Source organism: Prolixibacteraceae bacterium (assembly GCA_019720755.1).
Classification (GTDB): domain Bacteria; phylum Bacteroidota; class Bacteroidia; order Bacteroidales; family Prolixibacteraceae; genus Halosquirtibacter; species Halosquirtibacter laminarini.
The window spans coordinates 4,373,404-4,392,966 of record CP081303.1 but is presented as its reverse complement, the minus strand read 5'-3'; the positions used below and the strand labels follow the sequence as shown (position 1 = coordinate 4,392,966).

Annotated in this window: 17 protein-coding genes; 13 read left to right on the top strand and 4 right to left on the bottom strand. The window is 36.9% G+C overall.

Translation table 11 applies throughout. The annotated features are described in order from the left end of the window. Window positions 1–101: 101 nt before the first annotated feature. Window positions 102–746: a hypothetical protein gene (locus K4L44_17450; protein ID QZE14272.1), complete on the bottom strand. Its 645-nt coding sequence runs from the start codon at window positions 744–746 to the stop codon at window positions 102–104. Between the two features lie 624 nt (window positions 747–1,370). Between K4L44_17450 and K4L44_17445 the strand changes: the two genes are divergently transcribed. Then, entirely contained in the window at window positions 1,371–1,580 is a 210-nt protein-coding gene (locus K4L44_17445; protein ID QZE14271.1) for a hypothetical protein, read from the top strand. Window positions 1,581–1,713: 133 nt separating this feature from the next. Here K4L44_17445 and K4L44_17440 read toward each other — a convergent pair whose 3' ends face one another. Beyond that, complete coding sequence (locus K4L44_17440; protein ID QZE14270.1) at window positions 1,714–2,253, bottom strand: AAA family ATPase; 540 nt, start codon at window positions 2,251–2,253, stop codon at window positions 1,714–1,716. A gap of 282 nt (window positions 2,254–2,535) precedes the next feature. Between K4L44_17440 and K4L44_17435 the strand changes: the two genes are divergently transcribed. The 3 genes from K4L44_17435 (at window position 2,536) to K4L44_17425 (ending at window position 7,948) form a co-directional block, all read left to right on the top strand. Further along, complete coding sequence (locus K4L44_17435; protein ID QZE14269.1) at window positions 2,536–3,735, top strand: alpha-L-fucosidase; 1,200 nt, start codon at window positions 2,536–2,538, stop codon at window positions 3,733–3,735. Between the two features lie 284 nt (window positions 3,736–4,019). Next, window positions 4,020–5,867 carry a DUF2807 domain-containing protein gene (locus tag K4L44_17430; GenBank protein QZE14268.1) on the top strand — a complete coding sequence of 616 codons (1,848 nt, stop codon included), beginning with the start codon at window positions 4,020–4,022 and terminating at the stop codon, window positions 5,865–5,867. A gap of 176 nt (window positions 5,868–6,043) precedes the next feature. Then, window positions 6,044–7,948, top strand: a complete 1,905-nt coding sequence (locus K4L44_17425) for a DUF2807 domain-containing protein (protein ID QZE14267.1) — start codon at window positions 6,044–6,046, stop codon at window positions 7,946–7,948. A 66-nt stretch (window positions 7,949–8,014) separates the two neighbouring features. Here K4L44_17425 and K4L44_17420 read toward each other — a convergent pair whose 3' ends face one another. Then, entirely contained in the window at window positions 8,015–10,009 is a 1,995-nt protein-coding gene (locus tag K4L44_17420; GenBank protein ID QZE14266.1) for an alpha amylase C-terminal domain-containing protein, read from the bottom strand. Between the two features lie 125 nt (window positions 10,010–10,134). Continuing rightward, window positions 10,135–10,890 carry a 3-deoxy-manno-octulosonate cytidylyltransferase gene (gene kdsB, locus K4L44_17415; GenBank protein QZE14265.1) on the bottom strand — a complete coding sequence of 252 codons (756 nt, stop codon included), beginning with the start codon at window positions 10,888–10,890 and terminating at the stop codon, window positions 10,135–10,137. Between the two features lie 314 nt (window positions 10,891–11,204). Between kdsB and K4L44_17410 the strand changes: the two genes are divergently transcribed. The 9 genes from K4L44_17410 to K4L44_17370 all read left to right on the top strand — a co-directional run bounded on the left by K4L44_17410 (window position 11,205) and on the right by K4L44_17370 (window position 19,460). Continuing rightward, window positions 11,205–12,470 (top strand): sigma-54 dependent transcriptional regulator, encoded by a 1,266-nt coding sequence (locus tag K4L44_17410; GenBank protein QZE14264.1) that lies wholly within the window; start codon window positions 11,205–11,207, stop codon window positions 12,468–12,470. Further along, the gene (locus K4L44_17405; GenBank protein QZE14263.1) at window positions 12,467–12,991 is read left to right on the top strand and encodes a hypothetical protein; all 525 of its coding nucleotides are present in this window, start codon (window positions 12,467–12,469) and stop codon (window positions 12,989–12,991) included. Before K4L44_17410 ends, K4L44_17405 begins: the two co-directional genes overlap by 4 nt. A 6-nt stretch (window positions 12,992–12,997) precedes the next feature. After that, window positions 12,998–13,648, top strand: a complete 651-nt coding sequence (locus K4L44_17400) for a hypothetical protein (protein ID QZE14262.1) — start codon at window positions 12,998–13,000, stop codon at window positions 13,646–13,648. Window positions 13,649–13,651: 3 nt separating this feature from the next. Then, the gene (gene secG, locus K4L44_17395; GenBank protein QZE14261.1) at window positions 13,652–14,014 is read left to right on the top strand and encodes a preprotein translocase subunit SecG; all 363 of its coding nucleotides are present in this window, start codon (window positions 13,652–13,654) and stop codon (window positions 14,012–14,014) included. Window positions 14,015–14,277: 263 nt separating this feature from the next. Continuing rightward, entirely contained in the window at window positions 14,278–14,556 is a 279-nt protein-coding gene (locus K4L44_17390; protein QZE14260.1) for a co-chaperone GroES, read from the top strand. A gap of 42 nt (window positions 14,557–14,598) precedes the next feature. After that, entirely contained in the window at window positions 14,599–16,236 is a 1,638-nt protein-coding gene (gene groL / locus K4L44_17385) for a chaperonin GroEL (GenBank protein QZE16030.1), read from the top strand. Window positions 16,237–16,669: 433 nt separating this feature from the next. Further along, the gene (locus K4L44_17380) at window positions 16,670–17,809 is read left to right on the top strand and encodes a hypothetical protein (GenBank protein ID QZE14259.1); all 1,140 of its coding nucleotides are present in this window, start codon (window positions 16,670–16,672) and stop codon (window positions 17,807–17,809) included. A gap of 236 nt (window positions 17,810–18,045) precedes the next feature. Continuing rightward, window positions 18,046–18,798, top strand: a complete 753-nt coding sequence (locus K4L44_17375; protein QZE14258.1) for a glycosyltransferase family 2 protein — start codon at window positions 18,046–18,048, stop codon at window positions 18,796–18,798. Continuing rightward, entirely contained in the window at window positions 18,795–19,460 is a 666-nt protein-coding gene (locus K4L44_17370) for a lipid-A-disaccharide synthase N-terminal domain-containing protein (protein QZE14257.1), read from the top strand. Before K4L44_17375 ends, K4L44_17370 begins: the two co-directional genes overlap by 4 nt. The last annotated feature ends 103 nt before the right edge of the window (window positions 19,461–19,563 follow it).

Here is a 19,563-nt window from a genome sequence, read left to right as displayed (position 1 = left end):
TTAAACATGTTTACTTACCGATGTGGGAATGAGTGCACATAAATTCTTCTTGAATAATCCATTGTTTTCATAATACATCACATTCCCACCTCTTGGTTAAATCAATCACAAGCTAAAGCAGCTCCGCTCAGTCCGCCTCCAATAGCACCAACAACCATACCCAAAGATGCACCTGAAACGGTTCCCAAAAGTGGCAATGCAACAGTTCCAAAAGCGCCTCCAGCAGCTGCCCCCATAACTCCTCCAGTTAATGTGCCACCTACAATACCAGCAACACATTTTCCCCAACTTCTCCACCAACCATCGGTAATATCATTGGTCTTTGACTTGCTCCACTCCATAAAAGCAATAGCAAACTCTATTCGATTTACAATCTCCGTTTTTTCCTCAACAGAGAGTGAAGCATGCAAAACATCCTCTTTCAATAACGCAAGAAAACCCTTAGCTCCTAAATAACTATCAATCTGTTTTAATAATTCAATTTGACCTAAAAAAACCTTTGCTTCATCACTAAAATTAATCTTTGAGAGTATTGGATTTTCTAGCAAAGATTTATCGTTATTCAGCTTATAACTCTTCTTGTGGACGTGAGAGTGAAGAATTTTATCAACTTGTGCGATATCATAAGAATCTTGCGCATCCAGTTTGTACTGATATACTTCCTCAAAAATGTTGATAGTAGATTGAATTGATTTATAATCAACTTCCACCTTTTGAGATTTCTCCACATTTGGAATCTCACCCATTTGATTATCACACGCAACTAAGACGAATAGAATAGAATAGAAAAATACTTTTTCATAACCTTATTTTTTTAAGTTTATTATATAAATATACACATTTATTTACATCTATCAAAACTAAAACCATTCTCCCATTTATATATTTACACAAATTACCTCCATACAATTATAATATGTTAATACACCCCTATTTTAAGTATCATATCATTTCGCAAATAAAATGCTAGTTTGGTACGATATACATAGGATAAGATCCATCAAATATGGTTTTTAACACTGTTGACAACATTCTTTATTCATTGTCACAGATCATTTACACACTTTTCTGGAGAGTGCCTCACAGTGTTTTCTGTAGACATTTGGTGGGTAAATAACAGTGGAATAACAGTTACTTTGTTCATATTTTATCCATTGCAACTCCATGGTTCATTCACCGAATCGATGGAGAATCGATGGACAAACCATGAACAAACCATGAACAAACCATGAACAAACCATGAACAAACCTACTAGGAATCCCTTATTAAGTAATCGTTTAGTCAATATTGTTGGCAGTTAAGGATAATCCAATATATTATGTGAATTTATCGGAATATATATTGCTGAGTCCTTCTACAAATGGTCCCTGTGCTTCGACAAGTGGTCCCTGAGCTTGTCGAAGGGCTCAGCAACCTAATATCGAAGGGGTCTGGAACCTATAGTCGAAAGATGGTGTATGTGATATCTGTGCTTCGACAAGTGGTCCCTGAGCTTGTCGAAGGGCTCAGCAACCTAATATCGAAGGGGTCTGGAACCTATAGTCGAAAGATGGTGTATGTGATACCTGTGCTTCAATAAGTGGTCCCTGTGCTTCGTCAAGTGGTCCCTGAGCTTGTCGAAGGGCTCAGTAACTTAAAGTCGAAAGGCTCTGCTCCTTATGTAAAAATGTGGTGGTATGGTCCCCTTTAGTTCAAAGAGATAAAACGCCCCCTTAGATATCTAAATAGTCTAAAATATAGTCGACACGACTATCGACAGGCATATGTGGTATTTCGATTACATGATATCCTAGCTCTTCGTAAGCACGTCTTAAGTGGTTGTGTAGAGAGATAGCCTCGGAGAATGGCTCTTTTCGAACATGGTCTGTTTCGTAGATCTCTTTCCAGGGAGGAAGAATGAAAACGATAGTGTGGTATGCATAATCTTTGATACTCTCTTTTACCTCATGGGTCTCTTCGCATCCAGTAAGGTAAAGGTAGCCCATCACATCAGGCAGTCCACGATCGAAGAAAGTGGGGCGATCACAAGATTTGTTGTAGAACTCTTTCATACGATTCATACAAGCCAAAGAGAATCGGTCCATATCGACCCAAGGAACTAGATCCCCTCCAATTTGCAACTGCTCTTCGATGATAGATCTAGACGCTTCAGGAAAGCATAAGAATCCCTTTTTAGCCAATTCATACAATAGGGTTGATTTCCCTGTTCCCGGACCTCCAGTGATCACAAACTTGTTGATGCTACGCTTCATTCTGCCACAATTTTTAAAAATGCAAAACAATAAATTATTTACCAATAGATCAACACTTAAAAGACTTTTTATTAAGAAAATATGTTCGAGAACAACCTCTTCTATACATAAGCTAATTTTTATCATCAAAAGGAGAAACGAGGGTTTCCCAAAAAAATCAGACAATATCCAATAAAGCACTTACTTAATGATATATATAAGTTACAAATTGAAAAAGGACTGGTAAGTAATAATAAGAAATGAAACTACATTACTCCTAATTTAACTACATAAGAATAAACCATGAAAATTTATTTTAAAACACTCCTATTTGCTGTTATTGTAATAGTACTAAACAGTTGTACTGATCAACAAAAGAGCTGTCCATATTGGTTGAAAGATTACCAAGTAGCATATAACAAATCGCCATTGGAGGCCAACAAGCAATGGTTTCAAGATGCGAAATTTGGCATGTTTATCCACCTCAACCTTGCAAGTCTTTGTGAAAAAGGGAAAGATGACTATTTTCTATTCAAGAAAGGGAAAGCTTCAGACCAACAACTAGCCTATATGGGTATAGACAGGGCTACATACGAAAAAAGTGTAAGGAAAGATTCCCTCTTGTATCAACACTATTCACTGAATCATTTCAGCCCTGAGAAAATATGTCAGTTAGCGAAAAAAGCAAAGATGAAGTATATCACCTTCACAACCCATCATCTAGGAGGATGTTATAACTTCAACACCTCTTTGTCGAACTTTAATAGTTTGAATGCACCATGCCACAAGGACTTAGTAGGTGAGTTATCCAAAGCTTGTAAGAAATACAATATCGCTCTTTTTATGTATGTGCCTCCATTTATTTCTGAAACAACAGACAAAATGTATGAGCACAACAAAAAATATCTAACAGAGCTTCTTACTCAATACGGAGATGTCGCAGGGATATGGTTTGATGGAATCGGCGGATATTATAGAAATCCAAACAACTATACCCACCTACACGAACTCCATCAATTGGTAAAAAAACTTCAACCGCATGCCCTTGTCTCTTTCAAAGAAGGAGCTATTGGAGACGAAGACTTTATCTCTCCGGAACACTTTATGCTTCCTTTTGAATACCATTGGGATCATCCTGGTATTACCAAAAGGTTTCGCCTCAGAAAAGATCGTTGGAATGGCAAGCAATCAAAATTATGGGCACAATTTAATCACACTAAACTAAGGGAAGTAAATACGGTGATGCAGAGATGTGAAGGACGAGAAGACACTCATTGTGGAGGTGGATGGATCAACGATGATAGTGCCCAACACTACACGGCAGAAGAGGTGTATGGTTGGTTGAAATATTCAAGAAGTACGGGATCCAATATGTTGATGAATATTGGTATTTGCAAAGATGGATCTATTCATCCAGAGGATGTCAAATCGCTTACCGGAGTAGGGGAATTGATTGAAACCAAAGGATGGCCTAAGGTCAAACATGAAATAGATAGACTATAATCCTTATCGAATTCTAATAGGCTAGATATCAATTAGAGATAGGGGCATCCTCGCTGTATATAAAAACAAAGGGTTGCCCCTATCTTTATGATTATTTATGCAATGATGGCATAGATCGTATTAAAGATGTAAACACCCCAAATAGTATTCAAGAAGAGAAATTCGGATAGGAATAAATCCATGCAGAGGATAAAAGAGAGATTCAATAAATAAAATAGTTTCAAAGAAAAGTTTTTATTGTTAAATAGCTATTTTTGTCACCGAATGAACTTAAAACCAGTCCGATGAAAAAATATCTCTTGATCAAGTCTATCATGCTCTTGATCATTCTATCTTTTGGGGGATGTAAACCCAAAAGCAATACAAAAGCCCAAATAGAGAAAGAAGGTCTATCTGAAACAACCACAGTAGAAGTAAAAGCAGCTCAGAACTCTTCTGAGAACGCCATATCAAACAAACCAGTCTCTGAACTATCCAAAGAGGATGAGATGTATTATAATGGCGAAATCGAAAGAGAAGATATCCATATCCAAGAAGACAGCCTGTTGATTAAATACTATCATGATTACGATAAAAGCATTGTCGATGGAACTTCTACCATTGACTCCACCATCTGTCTAGAGCAGGAATTTGAACATATTGATGTAGACCTTCCAGTAAGAATCAATGTTAAAGTTACATTTGATCCAGAGGGGGATTATGATGTAAGACAGATCTACTTAAAATGTGAGGAGAATCTAAAAGACAAGATCCATTGTGAGACCAAAGGGAATACCCTTTTTATCACCATGAAAAACATAGGGCATCGGCTTATTGTCAAAAGTATCCCTGAAATAATATTAATGCCATTTAAATTTAAAAGTGTAACAGCCCATCACCACTCCGACATAAAGTATACTAATAAATTCGAGGCCCCAGATTTACATTTTCTACTAAAGGATCAGAGTAAAATCCGTTATAAAAGTATATACAATCAGAATGTCTCTGTTACGATGATGGGAAAAAGCGAAATGTATTGCAGTGCAGAGTACCAACTTGAATATCTTTCCACCAAACTCTTCGACCAAACTCAACTAGACTGTTCCTATATGGGAACGAAAAGAGGAAATTTCAATCTTTACGACCACGCTAGAATTGATGGAGACAGTTTTAGGGTTCATGATCTTCAAGGAACTCTAAATGACCACTCCCTTCTAATATTCACAAGATTCAAAAAGCTCAATCTCCCAAATTTTTCCTTCAACCACATCAAAGAAGACAGTCATTATGAGGACATGGATTTCAATGAAGCAGGCGGGGAGGTTGTGATTGACTCCATCGAATATAAGACCTGTTTTACTCTAGAAGAACAGATCCCACCCACCTGTGCGGATGACCTTCCAACAATAAAAGAGGCAACCCTTTTTAGAGAAGTGGCACAAGGAGAGGAAGGCGAGCTCCATATGTCGATAAAAAATGCCGCAAAAGATTCTATTCATAGGATGGATACCATCACGACAGTATTTGAATCGATATCCGCTCTCCAAGTAAATGTTCCTCTGGAGGTAATATTGACCACTGGTGAATCATTGAATCATATCGATGTAATCTGCGATAAAGATTCGGGCGGAGAGAAGATCATGAATTACACTCAAGATGGCGATACTTTGCGCCTAGGAGTTCGATATGAGGATCAAAAAATTCAATTGAGTCAGCCAATGAAGATTCATATCTATACACAAGATCTAGAAACATTAGAGTGTCTAGGCTTCACCTCTTTAAAGCTACATCAGCAACAGAAAAAGGAGAAGATGGCTATATCTCTTCATGAGCATGCCAAGATAGAAGGGTACTTTAATTCAGACACGCTACAATTGGAAACACACAACCATAGTGTCGCAAGAGTGAAAGGTTCAATCGAAAGTCTTTTCCATCTTCGTATGACTGATTTTAGTACTGTGATGATCCAAGAGAAGCTGTATACTTCGACAATAGATGCCCAATTAGATAAGTCTTCGATCTTTGATGGAGAACAGATGAGTGGGAATAAAATCGAAGGACAATGTACAGATCAATCTTTCATTAAGATAGGGAAAATAGAGTGGAACCTTTTCAAATTAAATTCTGAATCTTCGGTATATTCCTATCCATAACAACCAAATGGAGAAGATATAAAAGGGAATATGCGAGGTTTTACGCCTATGTTCCCTTTTATTTTTCAACAGTCCTAGCCTTGTGTTCATTTAAAGCAAACTATTTTTATTGTTAAGTATTCGATTTTATTGTTAAACAGTTATTTTTGTTGTGAAATGAACTTAAACCCTATCTAATGAAAAAATGTCTATGGATAAAGAGTATCATACTCTTCATCATTATATCTTTTTGGGGATGTAAACCCAAAAGCAACACAAAGTCCCAAACAGAAAAAGAAGCGCTACCACACATCACTGCAGTAGAAAAGAAAACACCTCAGAATGTTTCAGACAACATCATATCAACGAAACCGACTTCTGAAACAAACCAGGAGGAGGATATGGGTTCTGCAGACACAATTGAAAAAGAGAATATAATAAGCAAAGAAGATAGTCTTTCTATAGAATTTATTGAATGCAATGACGAGTATTATGAGGAGAAGTATTCAGATTATATGGAAGGAGTAGACACCACCTTCTATTCAAAGTCACTATTTAAACATGTTGACATAGATCTGCCAATAGAGATAAACCTCAGTGCAGAAATGGGTGGGGTAAATTCATATGATGGGAATCTGATCCACTTAATTTGCGAAAATAATCTAAAGGACAAACTTCAATTTCAGCCCAAAGGAAACACCCTTTTCATCACACTTAAAGAGGATGGCAATCCGCTCAATATTCAAAGTGTTCCTCTAATAGAGCTAACGTTAGATAATTTAAAGAGTGTAACAAGTCATCACCACTCTCATATCAATTTCTGGAACAATTCCATTTACCCAAGTATACATTTTCTCATCAAGGACCAGAGTAATATCAGTATTCAAGAGTTAACCAATGAAGATGTTTTTATTACGATGATGGGGAAAAGCAAATTACTTTGTGTCGACAAGAATCTTAGATATCTCTCCACCTATCTATTTGACCATGCACAAATTGACTGTACACACGCGGATACGAATACTGAAGAAGACAACTTTTACAATCCGATGGATGACGTGAGAGTTTTAGACGTATGTTTCAATCTTTACGACTACTCTATGATAAACGCCGACCAGTTAAAGATTAAAGTGCTTTATGGAACACTACAAGACCTCTCTCTTCTAACATGCACAAGCTTCGAAAAACTCAAAATCCCTAACTACTCCTTTAACCAAATAAAAGAGGATAGTTTTATTGAGAATATGGATTTAAAGAACAAAGATGGAGAGGTGGTGACAGACTCTAGTAAATATAGAACCTGTTTTACCATCGAGAAGCAGATACTTGAATCTTGGTCGTATGAATATCCAAAAATGCAAAAGGCCACCTTTACTAGAGAAGTAGCACAAGGAGAGGAAGGAGAGCTCCATATGTCGATAAAAAATGAAACGCACGATTCTATTCATCAGATGGATACCACCACAACGGTATTTGAATCGATATCCTCACTCCAAGTAGATGTTCCTATGGAGGTAATGTTGACCACAGGGGAGCCATTCAACCATATTGATGTAATCTGCGATAAAGATTCGGGGGGAGAGAAGATCATGAATTTCACTCAAGATGGCGATACTTTGCGCCTAGGAGTTCGATATGAGAATCAAAAGATTCAATTGAGTCAGCCAATGAAGATTCATATCTACACACAAAATCTAGAAACGCTAGAATGTCTCGGGCTCACCTCTTTAAAGCTACATCAGCAACAAAAACAAGAGAAGATGGCTATATCTCTTAAGGAGAATGCTAAAATCGAAGGATATATTAATTCAGATACCCTTCAATTGGAAACACAAGACGATAGTGTCGCAAGGTTGGAAGGTTCTATTGAAAACCTATTTCATCTTCGTATGACTGATTTTAGTACTGTGATGATCCAAAAGAAAATGTATACTTCGACAATAGATGCGCAGTTAGATATGGCTTCGTTTTTTGATGGAGAAGAGATGAGTGGGAATGAAATCGAAGGACAATGTACAGAGCATGCTTTCATAAAGGTAGGAAAAGTAGATCGGAATCGATTCAAATCAGAGTCTAAATCATCGGCATATTCTCATCCATAACACGAGGATAGAAAAAGGGAACATACTAGGTTTTTCACCGTATGTTCCCTTTTTATGCCAAATGTTCTATATTTTATCTTCTTTTAAAACAATGGCCATGCGAGAAGGTAGATAAATTCGAATTCTCTGTTCTTGGTTATTCTGTATGCTTGGCATTGCATAATAAGTCATATCTGCATCTACTCGATTAAAGCCTCCGTAGGAGATGGCGTCGGTGTGTAGAACGACACGATAACGCGACCCTTTGGTAGGAATCGTATATCCCTCATAAGAGTTTTCATAGTGGAAATTAAATAGGAAAAGATACGCTCCACGACGATAAGCCAAAACTTTATCTCCTTCATTACACACGAGCATTTCGACCTTCTCTTCACTCAACAGGTTGCACTCCTCAGCCCAATGAATCATATCGTGATCGAAATCGCCAAGCCAATGATATTTCAGTGAGGTATCATCCATCAAATTCCACAATCGACGCGCATGAAGATAGGACCAATTGTTTCCTTCTCGTGGAAAATCAATCCATTCTGGATGACCAAATTCATTACCCATAAAGTTCAGATAGGCACCTCCTGCCATGGTTAAGGTCGCCAAGCGAATCATCTTATGCAGTGCAATCCCTCTATCGACATCTAGAGAGGGTTGGTCTTTTCTCATCGAATCATACATGGCTTTGTCTAGAAGACGAAATATGATGGTTTTGTCTCCTACCAAAGCTTGGTCATGACTCTCCACATAAGAGACCACTTTTTCTTCCTTTCGATGAGAGGTTAACTGATGAAAAATATCTCCCATAGACCAATCTGTATCAGGAGTATCTTTCACCATGCGAATCCAAAAATCAGGAACACCCATAGCCATACGATAGTCGAAACCGAGACCTCCATTTTCGTTCTCTTCGGCTAATCCAGGTAGACCACTCATCTCTTCAGCAATAGAGAGTGCATCTGAATTGATCTCTTTGATCAACTTATTGGCTAAACGAAGGTATGCGATAGCATCCCAATCTAAACCTCCTTGGTAATAGTCGCTATATTGTGTAAAAGACCTCTCTAAACCATGATCTAGATATAACATACTGGTAACCCCATCGAAACGAAATCCATCAAAATGAAATGACTCCATCCAATATTGGATGTTTGATAAAAGAAAGTGTACCACCTCTGGTTTATGGTAGTCGAAACAGAGAGAGTCCCAAGCAGGGTGTTTTCCACGGGGGCCATCATGAAAGAACTGATACTGTGTTCCATCATAACGTCCTAAACCCTCTACCTCGTTTTTAACAGCATGAGAGTGAACTAAATCCATGATTACATGAATCCCCATCCCGTGGGCAGTATCAATCAATCTACGCAATGAATCTGGAGAACCGAATCTCGATGAAGGGGCAAAAAAACTAGACACATGATATCCAAAACTTCCATAGTATGGATGTTCAGGAATCGCCATAAGTTGTATTACATTATATCCCGCTTGATGAATACGAGGCAATATATGATCTGTGAAGTGGTCATAACTATGAACTTTAGGCTCTGATCCAGACATTCCAATATGTGCTTCATAAATCATTGGAGAAGCAACCTTCTGCGGAATAGTATTCTTCCATTCATATGGTTTGTATGGAATATATTTGGCACTAAAAGCGAGTGTTTCAGGATCTTGTTCTACAAAGGTAGCCCAAGCAGGAATTCGTCGGGCAGCACCCCCATCCCACTCCATCCAAAGCGCATAGAGTGCACCAGGTCGTAGAGAAGACTCAGGAATATGGATGATCCAATTGCCCTCAGAAGTTCCATTAAATTGGTAGTCTTCACGTGGAAGCCAACCATTTTCGTCACATAGAAGATATACTTTTGTAGCGTTAGGAGCCCATTCTCGAATTACCAAATGGGTGTCCATCGCATGAATCCCATAATAATCGTATCCCCTTGCAAAAGAGGTTATCGAAGAACCTTGAAGAAACTCACACTCTCGTTTCTCACAATAGGATACCATATTGTAAATCTCTTGAGCAAAAGGAGACAACCAAGGGTCTGATTCTACAAAGTGAATTTTTTTCATAAACGTAGATATTTTAATATAGGTTTGAGGTTGCTCTTCCAAAGCAAAAGTTCAATATACACATTATTTTTTAAGATGCTGAAAACAGTTTATCTCCAGCATCTCATAGATAAGTTGTATTTAAACTAAAATTCTCCAGACTCTAGGGCACGTTTTAAATCTTCAGGAGTATCAATTCCCATTCCTTTATGGTTCGTTGTAGAGACATGTATATGATAGTCGTTTTCCAACCAACGTAGTTGTTCTAGCGATTCGCATAGTTCTAGACTAGAAGGGGCTAATTGGGTGATTGTCCTTAATGCATCCGCTCGATATCCATACATGCCGATATGTCCCCAAAAAGAAGTCTTTGTTGTCCACTCCGCTTTATCGACACCACGAACAAATGGGATTGGACTTCGGCTAAAATAGATCGCTCTACCTTTAGGAGTAAAAATAACCTTCACTTGGTTGGGGTCCTCAATAGAGTCAATAGAGGAAAGAGGATTTGCCAAAGTGGCGATATCCACATTTTTATCGTTAAATGATTCGATCAACTGCTCCACTTGCTCCGTGAGAATAAATGGTTCGTCTCCCTGAATGTTAATCACGACATCAAATGTAGTACCAGATTGGGTCTCAATTTTCTGTAGTGCTTCAGCAATACGATCTGTCCCACTTGGATGATCTTTCCTAGTCATCACTACATTTGCCCCTAAGTTATCAACATGTTGATAAATACGATCATCATCTGTAGCAACCCACACATCCTTAGTTACTTTAGATGCTCTCTCCACTACACGCATAATCATACTTTTTCCATGTATATCAGCCAAGGGTTTACCCGGAAAACGAGTGGATGCAAAACGAGCAGGAATAATAATAATTGATTTCATCCGCATCTATTTTTTAAAATATCATTTAATGATTTGTTGTTCGACGTGGTAATCCACGCAGAACAACAAAGGTACAATAAAATAAGACGAATGTATTTTTGATCTCTGTTGATTCAGAAGGAAACATACAAAACACTCCTATGGTTAAACCAATTATCGCAAAGAGAAGAGAGGTAAAAGGTTCTTGATTTTGTAGTAGAAATAACTGTGTGACAAATTGTCATATATCAAATAAAGACGTAACTTTGTAGTTTCAAAAAGAGGGAATGAAACATCTCTAAGAGAGTATCAAAAAAGTAATTAAAATTGTTAAACGCAGCATGGCAAATATTCAAGAGGTAAAACAACGTTTTAAGCTTATTGGGAACTCTGTTGGACTAAATCGAGCAATCGAAGTAGCGGTTCAAGTGGCTCCAACGGACCTATCTGTGTTAATAACCGGAGAGAGTGGAACAGGAAAAGAGTCATTTCCACAGATTATTCATAACTATTCGCATAGAAAACACGGGAAATATATAGCAGTAAACTGTGGTGCGATCCCTGATGGCACCATCGACTCTGAACTTTTTGGACATGAAAAGGGTTCATTTACTGGAGCTGTAAATGACAGAAAAGGTTACTTTGAAGAGGCAAATGGAGGGACTATATTTTTGGATGAGATAGGAGAACTACCTCTCTCTACACAAGTTCGACTTCTACGTGTTTTAGAGGCTGGAGAGTTTATGCGTGTAGGATCGTCTAAAACATACAAAACCAATGTTCGTGTGGTAGCAGCGACCAATGTAAACCTCCCTCAAGCAATAGAAGATGGCAAGTTTAGAGAAGATCTGTTTTACCGTCTAAACACGGTTCCCATACAGGTTGTTCCTTTAAGAGAACGTGGAGATGATGTGTTGATGTTGTTTCGTAAATTTGCTATTGATTTCGCCGACAAATATAAGATGCCTTCTATTCGTCTTGAGAGCGATGCTAAAGAGATCATATTAAGATATGACTGGCCAGGTAATATCCGACAGTTAAAGAATATCACAGAGCAGGTTTCAATAATTGAAACAAATAGAGAAATTGATGCACAAAGTTTGATACACTATCTTCCTCAAGAGAACAATTTCAAAAGCAATTCAAACTTACCTGCTATCTATAGTGGGATGGATGAAAAGAAGTTCAATTCAGAAAGAGAGATTCTTTACCAAATTCTCTTCGATATGAAGAAGGATATGAACGAGCTTAAGAAGCTAGTACATAATATCATTGATAAAGATCCAAGTTATATGAACACAGATGAAACAAAGCAGTTTCTCCAAAATATATATAACGAAAAGGAGATTAACTTAACTCCTACGGTTCCATCTACAATATCAACACACCATATTGATCCAGAACCGAAAGAGAGGATATCACTAGATGGTGATATTGAGGATACGGAAGAGATCGTGGAAGAGTCTCTGTCTATTGTAGACAAAGAGATCGAGCTAATAAATAAAGCACTGAAAAAGCATCAAGGGAAGCGCAAACAAGCTGCAATGGATCTTGGGATATCAGAAAGAACATTATACCGTAAAATCAAAGAATATAATATATCATGAAGAAGCATATTTTAGTGTCACTTGCATGTATCATCGCTTTTGCAATATACTCGAGCTGTAAGATTGGCTATTCGTTCACAGGAGCATCCTTATCTCCAGACATTAAGACTTTTTTCGTAGACTATTTCCCGAATAGGGCACGCATTGTGAATCCTCAACTTAGTCAGCAATTTCAGGATAAACTGACAGATAAGTTTTCAAACGAATTGGGTTTAACGTCTCAACGTAGTAGCGGAGATATTGAGTTTACTGGACAAATTGTTCAATACGAGACACGTCCTCTTGGTATCGAAACAACAAGCGATGGAAGAGATATTGCAGGACAGAGTCGTTTTACCATTGGAGTAAGAGTCAAATTTGTGAACACCCAAGATCATGAAAAAGATTTTAACCAGACTTTTACGGCCTATGAAGATTATAGTGCAAATCAATCTTTTGCTTCGATCGAAAGTGAATACGTTGGTGTAATTCTGGACAAAATCATCACAGATATTTTTAATAAATCAGCTGCTAACTGGTAAAATAATATGAACCTCTTACTGTTTCGAAAATTGCTTTACCAAGATCGGGAGTTTACTTCTGACACCATACAACTCTTAAAAGAGATTGTAAAGATGTACCCTGCTTTTACCACCGCTCAGTTGCTACTGACCAAGGCATATCAGGTAAATCATCATATGCAATTTGAGAAACAGAAGACTAGGTGCGCCATTCAAATGGAATTTAGAGAGAAGTTGAAAGATCTTCTCACTATGAACGATAAAATCGAGTGTGAAGAGGCTGAATTGAAGGCATTAATGGACCCTCCACCTTATCAATTGGAAGAGGAGTCTAAAGGAAAAGTGCCTTTTGAGAGTTTAGCAAAAGAGATATTTGAGATACAAAACAATAAAAGATCACACAGGGAAAACCAACAGGTGCTGATATCCTCTTTTGTATCCTCTTTTCAAAGTAAAGTGGAGCGACCAAAACAGCGAAAAAATGGGCTCCTAAACGAAAAAACAGAAGAGGTGTCGACCTCATTGATAAGCGAAACATTAGCAAAGATCTATATCAAACAGGGGTTATATGAAGAGGCAATTGAAGCTTACCAAACATTAATTTTGAAATATCCCAAAAAAATTGCTTATTTTGCTGAACGGATAGAAGAGATTAAAGCGTTACTTAAAAAACAATAGAAAATGTACAGTGCACTTATTATTACGATGATAATTGTATCAATACTTCTAATTTTGATCGTATTGGTACAAAACCCTAAAGGAGGAGGTCTTTCGAGCTCATTCTCTGGATCCACTCAGATTATGAGTGTGAAAAATCAAAAAGATAGACTTTCAAGAACTACATGGACTTTTGCATGTATTATCTTTTTCCTATGTCTTGTTTCATCTGCTGTGCTTCCGAACAGAACACAACAGTCTGCAACACATATCAAAACGGAGCAATTGGAAAACATCACTCCTGATGCAGGACTTCAAGAAGCTCCTATCGCTACTCCAGTAGCTACTCCAGCTCAAGATACTGAAGACAATAACGAAGTAAAATAATTTACTTCTTATCATAAATTAAAAAAGGTTATCCTTCATATTGGGGATAACCTTTTTTTTGGACAATATGACATACCGAAAAGACTGCTTTGTCATATTTTTCATGACAAATATTCAAAAATAAGTTTGGCACAATATGTGTTTATTCTATTTATGGTTTTGAATATTATATTACAAATAACTTCTCTCCCTCGGTTTATGTTTCAATAAACCGAAAGCAGAGAGAAGAGATACAAAAAAAACAAACTAAAATATAAAGTAAAATGGCAGAGCTTAAAGGTAAAATCTTGGCAGGAAAGATTCTTGTAGAGCCACAAGAAGCAGTTACACAAACAGCTGGTGGATTGTATATTCCTGATTCAGCAAAAGAGAAACCTCAACAAGGGAAAGTGAGAATGGTTGGAGCTGCGAAGAAGGATGAGCCAATGGAGATTACTGTTGGTGATGTAGTTTCTTATGGTAAATACGCAGGTACGGAATTGAATATTGACGGTTTCGACTACCTTCTATTATCTCAAACGGATGTTCTTTACATTAGCTAAGAACACAGTCTCTTAAAAGTTTTACATATTACAAAATTATCTATTATGGCTAAAGAAATTAAATTCGATATAGAAGCTCGTGATCTACTTAAACAAGGGGTAGACCAGCTTGCAAATGCAGTAAAAGTAACATTAGGACCCAAAGGTCGTAATGTAATCATTGACCGTAAATTCGGTGCTCCTCACGTAACCAAAGATGGAGTAACTGTTGCAAGAGAAGTGGAACTTGAAGACCCTTATGCAAATATGGGAGCACAACTTTTGAAAGAGGTGGCTTCTAAAACTGCGGATGATGCGGGTGATGGTACAACGACTGCTACGGTTCTTGCTCAATCAATTATCAACGTAGGATTGAAAAACGTGACTGCGGGTGCAAACCCAATGGACCTTAAAAGAGGTATCGATAAAGCAGTGAAAGCGGTGGTAGAGAATATTAAATCTCAAGCACAAAACGTCGGAGATGACTACAATAAAATCGAGCAAGTAGCGAGTATCTCAGCGAACAATGATAACACTATTGGACAACTTATTGCAAATGCAATGGAGAAAGTTCAAAAAGAGGGAGTGATCACTGTTGAAGAGGCGAAAGGTACAGATACTTACGTGGACGTAGTAGAAGGAATGCAGTTCGATCGTGGATATATCTCTCCTTACTTCATCACGGATACAGAGAAGATGAATGCAGATCTTGAAAATCCTTTTATCTTGATTCATGATAAGAAGATCTCTAATATGAAAGATCTTGTGCCTATCCTTGAAGCAACACATAAAGCAGGACGCCCTCTTTTAATCATTGCAGAAGATATCGAAGGAGAAGCTCTTGCTACAATGGTAGTAAACCGCCTTCGTGCAGGATTGAAAGTATGTGCAGTGAAAGCTCCTGGTTTCGGTGATCGTCGTAAAGAGATGCTTGAAGACTTAGCCGTACTTACTGGTGGTACTGTTATCAGTGAAGAGAAGGGCATGAAGTTAGATCAGATTAGCCCAGAGATGCTTGGTCAAGCAGAGAAAGTTACAGTGGACAAAGAAAATACAACTGTAGTTAACGGTGCAGGTGCTAAACAAGCTATTACTTCTCGTGTTGCACAAATTCGCGCAAACATGGAAAAGTCTACTTCTGATTACGATAAAGAAAAACTACAAGAACGTCTTGCAAAACTTGCTGGTGGTGTAGCTGTTCTTTATGTTGGTGCTGCTTCAGAGATAGAGATGAAAGAGAAAAAAGACCGTGTGGATGACGCACTTTCTGCTACAAGAGCTGCTGTAGAAGAAGGTATCGTTCCTGGAGGTGGAGTTGCTTATATCCGCTCAATTTCTTCTTTAGACTCAATTCAAGGAGACAATGAGGATGAGCAAACTGGTATTGAGATTATCCGCAAAGCAATTGAGTCTCCTCTTCGTACAATGGTTTCGAATGCAGGTCTTGAAGGTGCTGTAATCGTTCAGAAAATTCAAGAAGGTTCTGATGACTTTGGGTACAATGCACGTACAGGAAACTATGAGAACTTGTTTACTGCAGGTGTTATCGATCCAGCAAAAGTGAGCCGTGTTGCTCTAGAAAATGCTGCTTCTATCGCAGGTATGTTCTTAACAACAGAGTGTGTTTTGGTAGAGGAGAAATCTGAAGATCCAATGCCAGCAGCTGCTCCAGGAATGGGTGGTATGCCAGGTATGATGTAAGAAAATATTATAATACAATATCCAAAGAAGGTCTATGAATTTTTATCTATTCATAGACCTCTTTTTTTATGTCATAAAAGCTATCCGTTAACAACTCCCATGTAAATAAAGGGCTTTTCTATGCTTAACCTATTCAGATCTTCTTTTACAGATATTTATATTCGGCTTTACGAAGAGATTGTATGACTACGATTATCGATACCCTCCATACTATGACATGTCCATCTCAACCATCTAAGTTTCAATTACAAAAGATATATTATCTATCCCTTATAGAGCTAATAACGCATAATCCTTCTATTCTTTCCTCTATCACGACATTTGTTTACAACATTAATTTACATAATTAAACTACATTTGTGTTTGAAAAATAATAGGGTGAGGTGCTTCTATATACAAATGGAAGCATACATTAGGTAAAAGAAAAGAGATTATGAGAAGATTGGTTTTTATGTTTGTTATTACTCTAGTAATAACGAGCTGTTCGAACACGAGAAATATTAAGTTCGAAGAAGAGGTGATAAGAAATGGGAAGATAGTGAAAGAGGTGGTAGACATAGATTTTGTCACTTATGAAGGGGGTATCGAATCTCAATTCCTTAACAATATAACCTGTACCCAGCTTAATGGATTGAATTTCAGAGGAGGTACATTAAATGGGGTTGAAATGATTGATAAAGTCGTTCCATATGATCTATTAGCGAAAGATATCAAACCAGGTACTCCAACATACTACACAATGGTTACTGCATATCATTTTATTAAAGCATCAAGATATTATGCAAAGCTAATTTCGGATTTTCAAACTATTGATCACAAGAAATATAAGTGGGATAAAGATATCCATGTAAGTATTGCAGAAAATATGCCAATGGCGAACAATAACAGTAGATTTATTTTTTCTAAAAAACTTCCTGTTAGTCCATCTTCAATATATCACAAAGTGGGGCACCGTTTTGAGAAGTACTTAAAACAAAGTAATAATATAGTATATAAACAAAACCGATATATCGGAATAGGCATGATGGAGTATTTTACCTGCTCTTTAAATAATAGTCCAAAGATTTTTGAAGGGACCATGCCAGAAATTATGGTTAGAGATATCTCTAAGAATTATCTATTCCCAATCGATTCAGATAAATGTAGCCTCTACACTGGAATAATGTATCTTAAAACAGCATACTCAGATGTGTATAATGACGAGAACTCGTCCATGAGAAAGTATATTGATATTGTTCTTAAATCAGAAAAGGCACTAAAAAATAATATTGATACACATAGTGCAGCATGCTATATTTCACATCCACTCTGGAGTATCAGAGAATCTATCGGAGCAGAAAAAGCAGATAAATTGATAATGCATGCTTGGATTTTATTAGGAAAAGAATGTAGTGTCAATAGTACTTTCTATACTCCTAGTAAAGGAGAAAAAACTAGAGAAAATATAGAATGGTATACAGTACTTCATGCATTAACTACAGCAGACAAGATGGATAATCAGGGTAAAAACATCGAACTTATTAGAAGTTGTTTTGCAACATCTAACCTTCCAGTTGGAAAAGTAGCCAAATAATTTTTATACAAATTTTGTTTTTAGAGGTGTATTGGAATCAATCCGATACACCTTTTTAACATAAAAATATATTAAGATACATTAAGCTTAATTTATGTATAATAGGGGGAAGGAATAATTTATTTTTAAACTTTTAAGGCTAATTGATCTATATTAACAACGATCGAAACACTATTTTTTTGTATTTTTAGTGTACTCAGAATTCTGATACCTTAAATAACAAATAAAAATATAATATGGTTATTTCCCCCGAATCAACCTATCTCACGATTATTATTCCTGTATATAACGAGGAAAAAAGTCTTAAACGTGTAGAACAACAAATGCTTGAGTTCATTAACAAAACAGACAAGAAGATCGAGGTTCTTTTTGTTAATGACGGCTCCTCTGATCAAAGCCAAATATTCATCGAAGAGATATGTCAAAACTCTGTTCCTTTCAACTACATACAGCTAGAGAAAAATGGAGGGCTTAGTACCGCATTAAAGGCTGGAATAGATACTATCCAAACTCCTTTTATTGGATATATAGATGCAGACCTACAAACGTCTCCTACGGACTTCTTAAAACTTTTGGAGTATTGCGAAGAAAATGAAATGGTCACAGGTATTCGTATTAAAAGAAAAGATACAAAGGTAAAAGTACTTTCTTCTAAAATTGCCAATAAATTGAGAAGATGGATTACCAACGACGGAATCACAGATACGGGATGCCCTTTGAAAATACTCCAAAATGATACAGCGAAAAGAATACCTTTTTTTAAAGGAATGCATCGCTTTCTTGCAGCACTAGTGATTCTACAAGAAGGAAAAGTGAAAGCCATAGATGTATCCCATTTCGAAAGAATCGAAGGCGAGGCAAAATATCATCTTTGGAATAGATTAGTTGGCCCATTCGTTGATCTTATCGCCTTTTCTTGGATTAAACGTAGATATATCCGTTATAAAATTAAATCATCAAGTATCAATAACAAACAAGAAACGAGATGATTCAATTCATTTACGATATCATCCAACAAGATCAATGGTATATCTTTGCGATTGGCCTTGTTGGAAATATATTATTCTCATCTCGTGTCCTTATTCAATGGTTTCTCTCAGAAAAAAGTGGAAAATCCGAATCCCCTACCGTTTTTTGGCATATTAGCCTTTGGGCCTCCTTTACATTCCTTATATATGGAATATTAAGAAAGGATCTAGCAATTGTTATGGGACAACTTATGGTATATTTCATCTATATCCGAAATATTCAAATTCAAAATAAATGGAGAGAGATCTCTAAGTTTTTTAGAATCTCATTCCTCATTGCTCCATTTGTGATTATCTCCTATATTTCAATCTGTCAAAAAGGGCTTTTCTATAATATTATATCAAATGATGAAATACCTTTTAAACTTCTTATCTGGGGATCATTAGGTCAGTTTGTATTTGTTTTTAGGTTCTTCTTTCAATGGATCGTATCAGAAGAAAAAGGGAAGTCCGTTCTACCTCTTGGCTTCTGGATTATTAGCCTTTCTGGTTCTTTGATCATAATATCTTATGCTGTTTATAGAAAAGATATCAACCTAATCTTAGGACAAATTGCTGGTACTTTTGTATACTTCCGTAATATCGTCATCAATATTAAAGGTAAAGGTCTTTTCCAATCCTAGTAGAACGACAAAAAATCATTTATTAGTAAATATCGTTTGTTAAAAAAGACAAATAATTATGTGGATTGTCTATATTTTACACTGCCAAACATTACTATTATGT

Bases quoted from the DNA above. Each gene is read 5' to 3' on its own strand.
- K4L44_17450 (QZE14272.1), bottom strand. From the start codon at position 746: ATGGGTGAGATTCCAAATGTGGAGAAATCTCAAAAGGTGGAAGTTGAT.
- K4L44_17440 (QZE14270.1), bottom strand. From the start codon at position 2,253: ATGAAGCGTAGCATCAACAAGTTTGTGATCACTGGAGGTCCGGGAACA.
- K4L44_17435 (QZE14269.1), top strand. From the start codon at position 2,536: ATGAAAATTTATTTTAAAACACTCCTATTTGCTGTTATTGTAATAGTA.
- K4L44_17430 (QZE14268.1), top strand. From the start codon at position 4,020: ATGAAAAAATATCTCTTGATCAAGTCTATCATGCTCTTGATCATTCTA.
- K4L44_17425 (QZE14267.1), top strand. From the start codon at position 6,044: ATGAAAAAATGTCTATGGATAAAGAGTATCATACTCTTCATCATTATA.
- K4L44_17420 (QZE14266.1), bottom strand. From the start codon at position 10,009: ATGAAAAAAATTCACTTTGTAGAATCAGACCCTTGGTTGTCTCCTTTT.
- kdsB (QZE14265.1), bottom strand. From the start codon at position 10,890: ATGCGGATGAAATCAATTATTATTATTCCTGCTCGTTTTGCATCCACT.
- K4L44_17410 (QZE14264.1), top strand. From the start codon at position 11,205: ATGGCAAATATTCAAGAGGTAAAACAACGTTTTAAGCTTATTGGGAAC.
- K4L44_17405 (QZE14263.1), top strand. From the start codon at position 12,467: ATGAAGAAGCATATTTTAGTGTCACTTGCATGTATCATCGCTTTTGCA.
- K4L44_17400 (QZE14262.1), top strand. From the start codon at position 12,998: ATGAACCTCTTACTGTTTCGAAAATTGCTTTACCAAGATCGGGAGTTT.
- secG (QZE14261.1), top strand. From the start codon at position 13,652: ATGTACAGTGCACTTATTATTACGATGATAATTGTATCAATACTTCTA.
- K4L44_17390 (QZE14260.1), top strand. From the start codon at position 14,278: ATGGCAGAGCTTAAAGGTAAAATCTTGGCAGGAAAGATTCTTGTAGAG.
- K4L44_17380 (QZE14259.1), top strand. From the start codon at position 16,670: ATGAGAAGATTGGTTTTTATGTTTGTTATTACTCTAGTAATAACGAGC.
- K4L44_17375 (QZE14258.1), top strand. From the start codon at position 18,046: ATGGTTATTTCCCCCGAATCAACCTATCTCACGATTATTATTCCTGTA.
- K4L44_17370 (QZE14257.1), top strand. From the start codon at position 18,795: ATGATTCAATTCATTTACGATATCATCCAACAAGATCAATGGTATATC.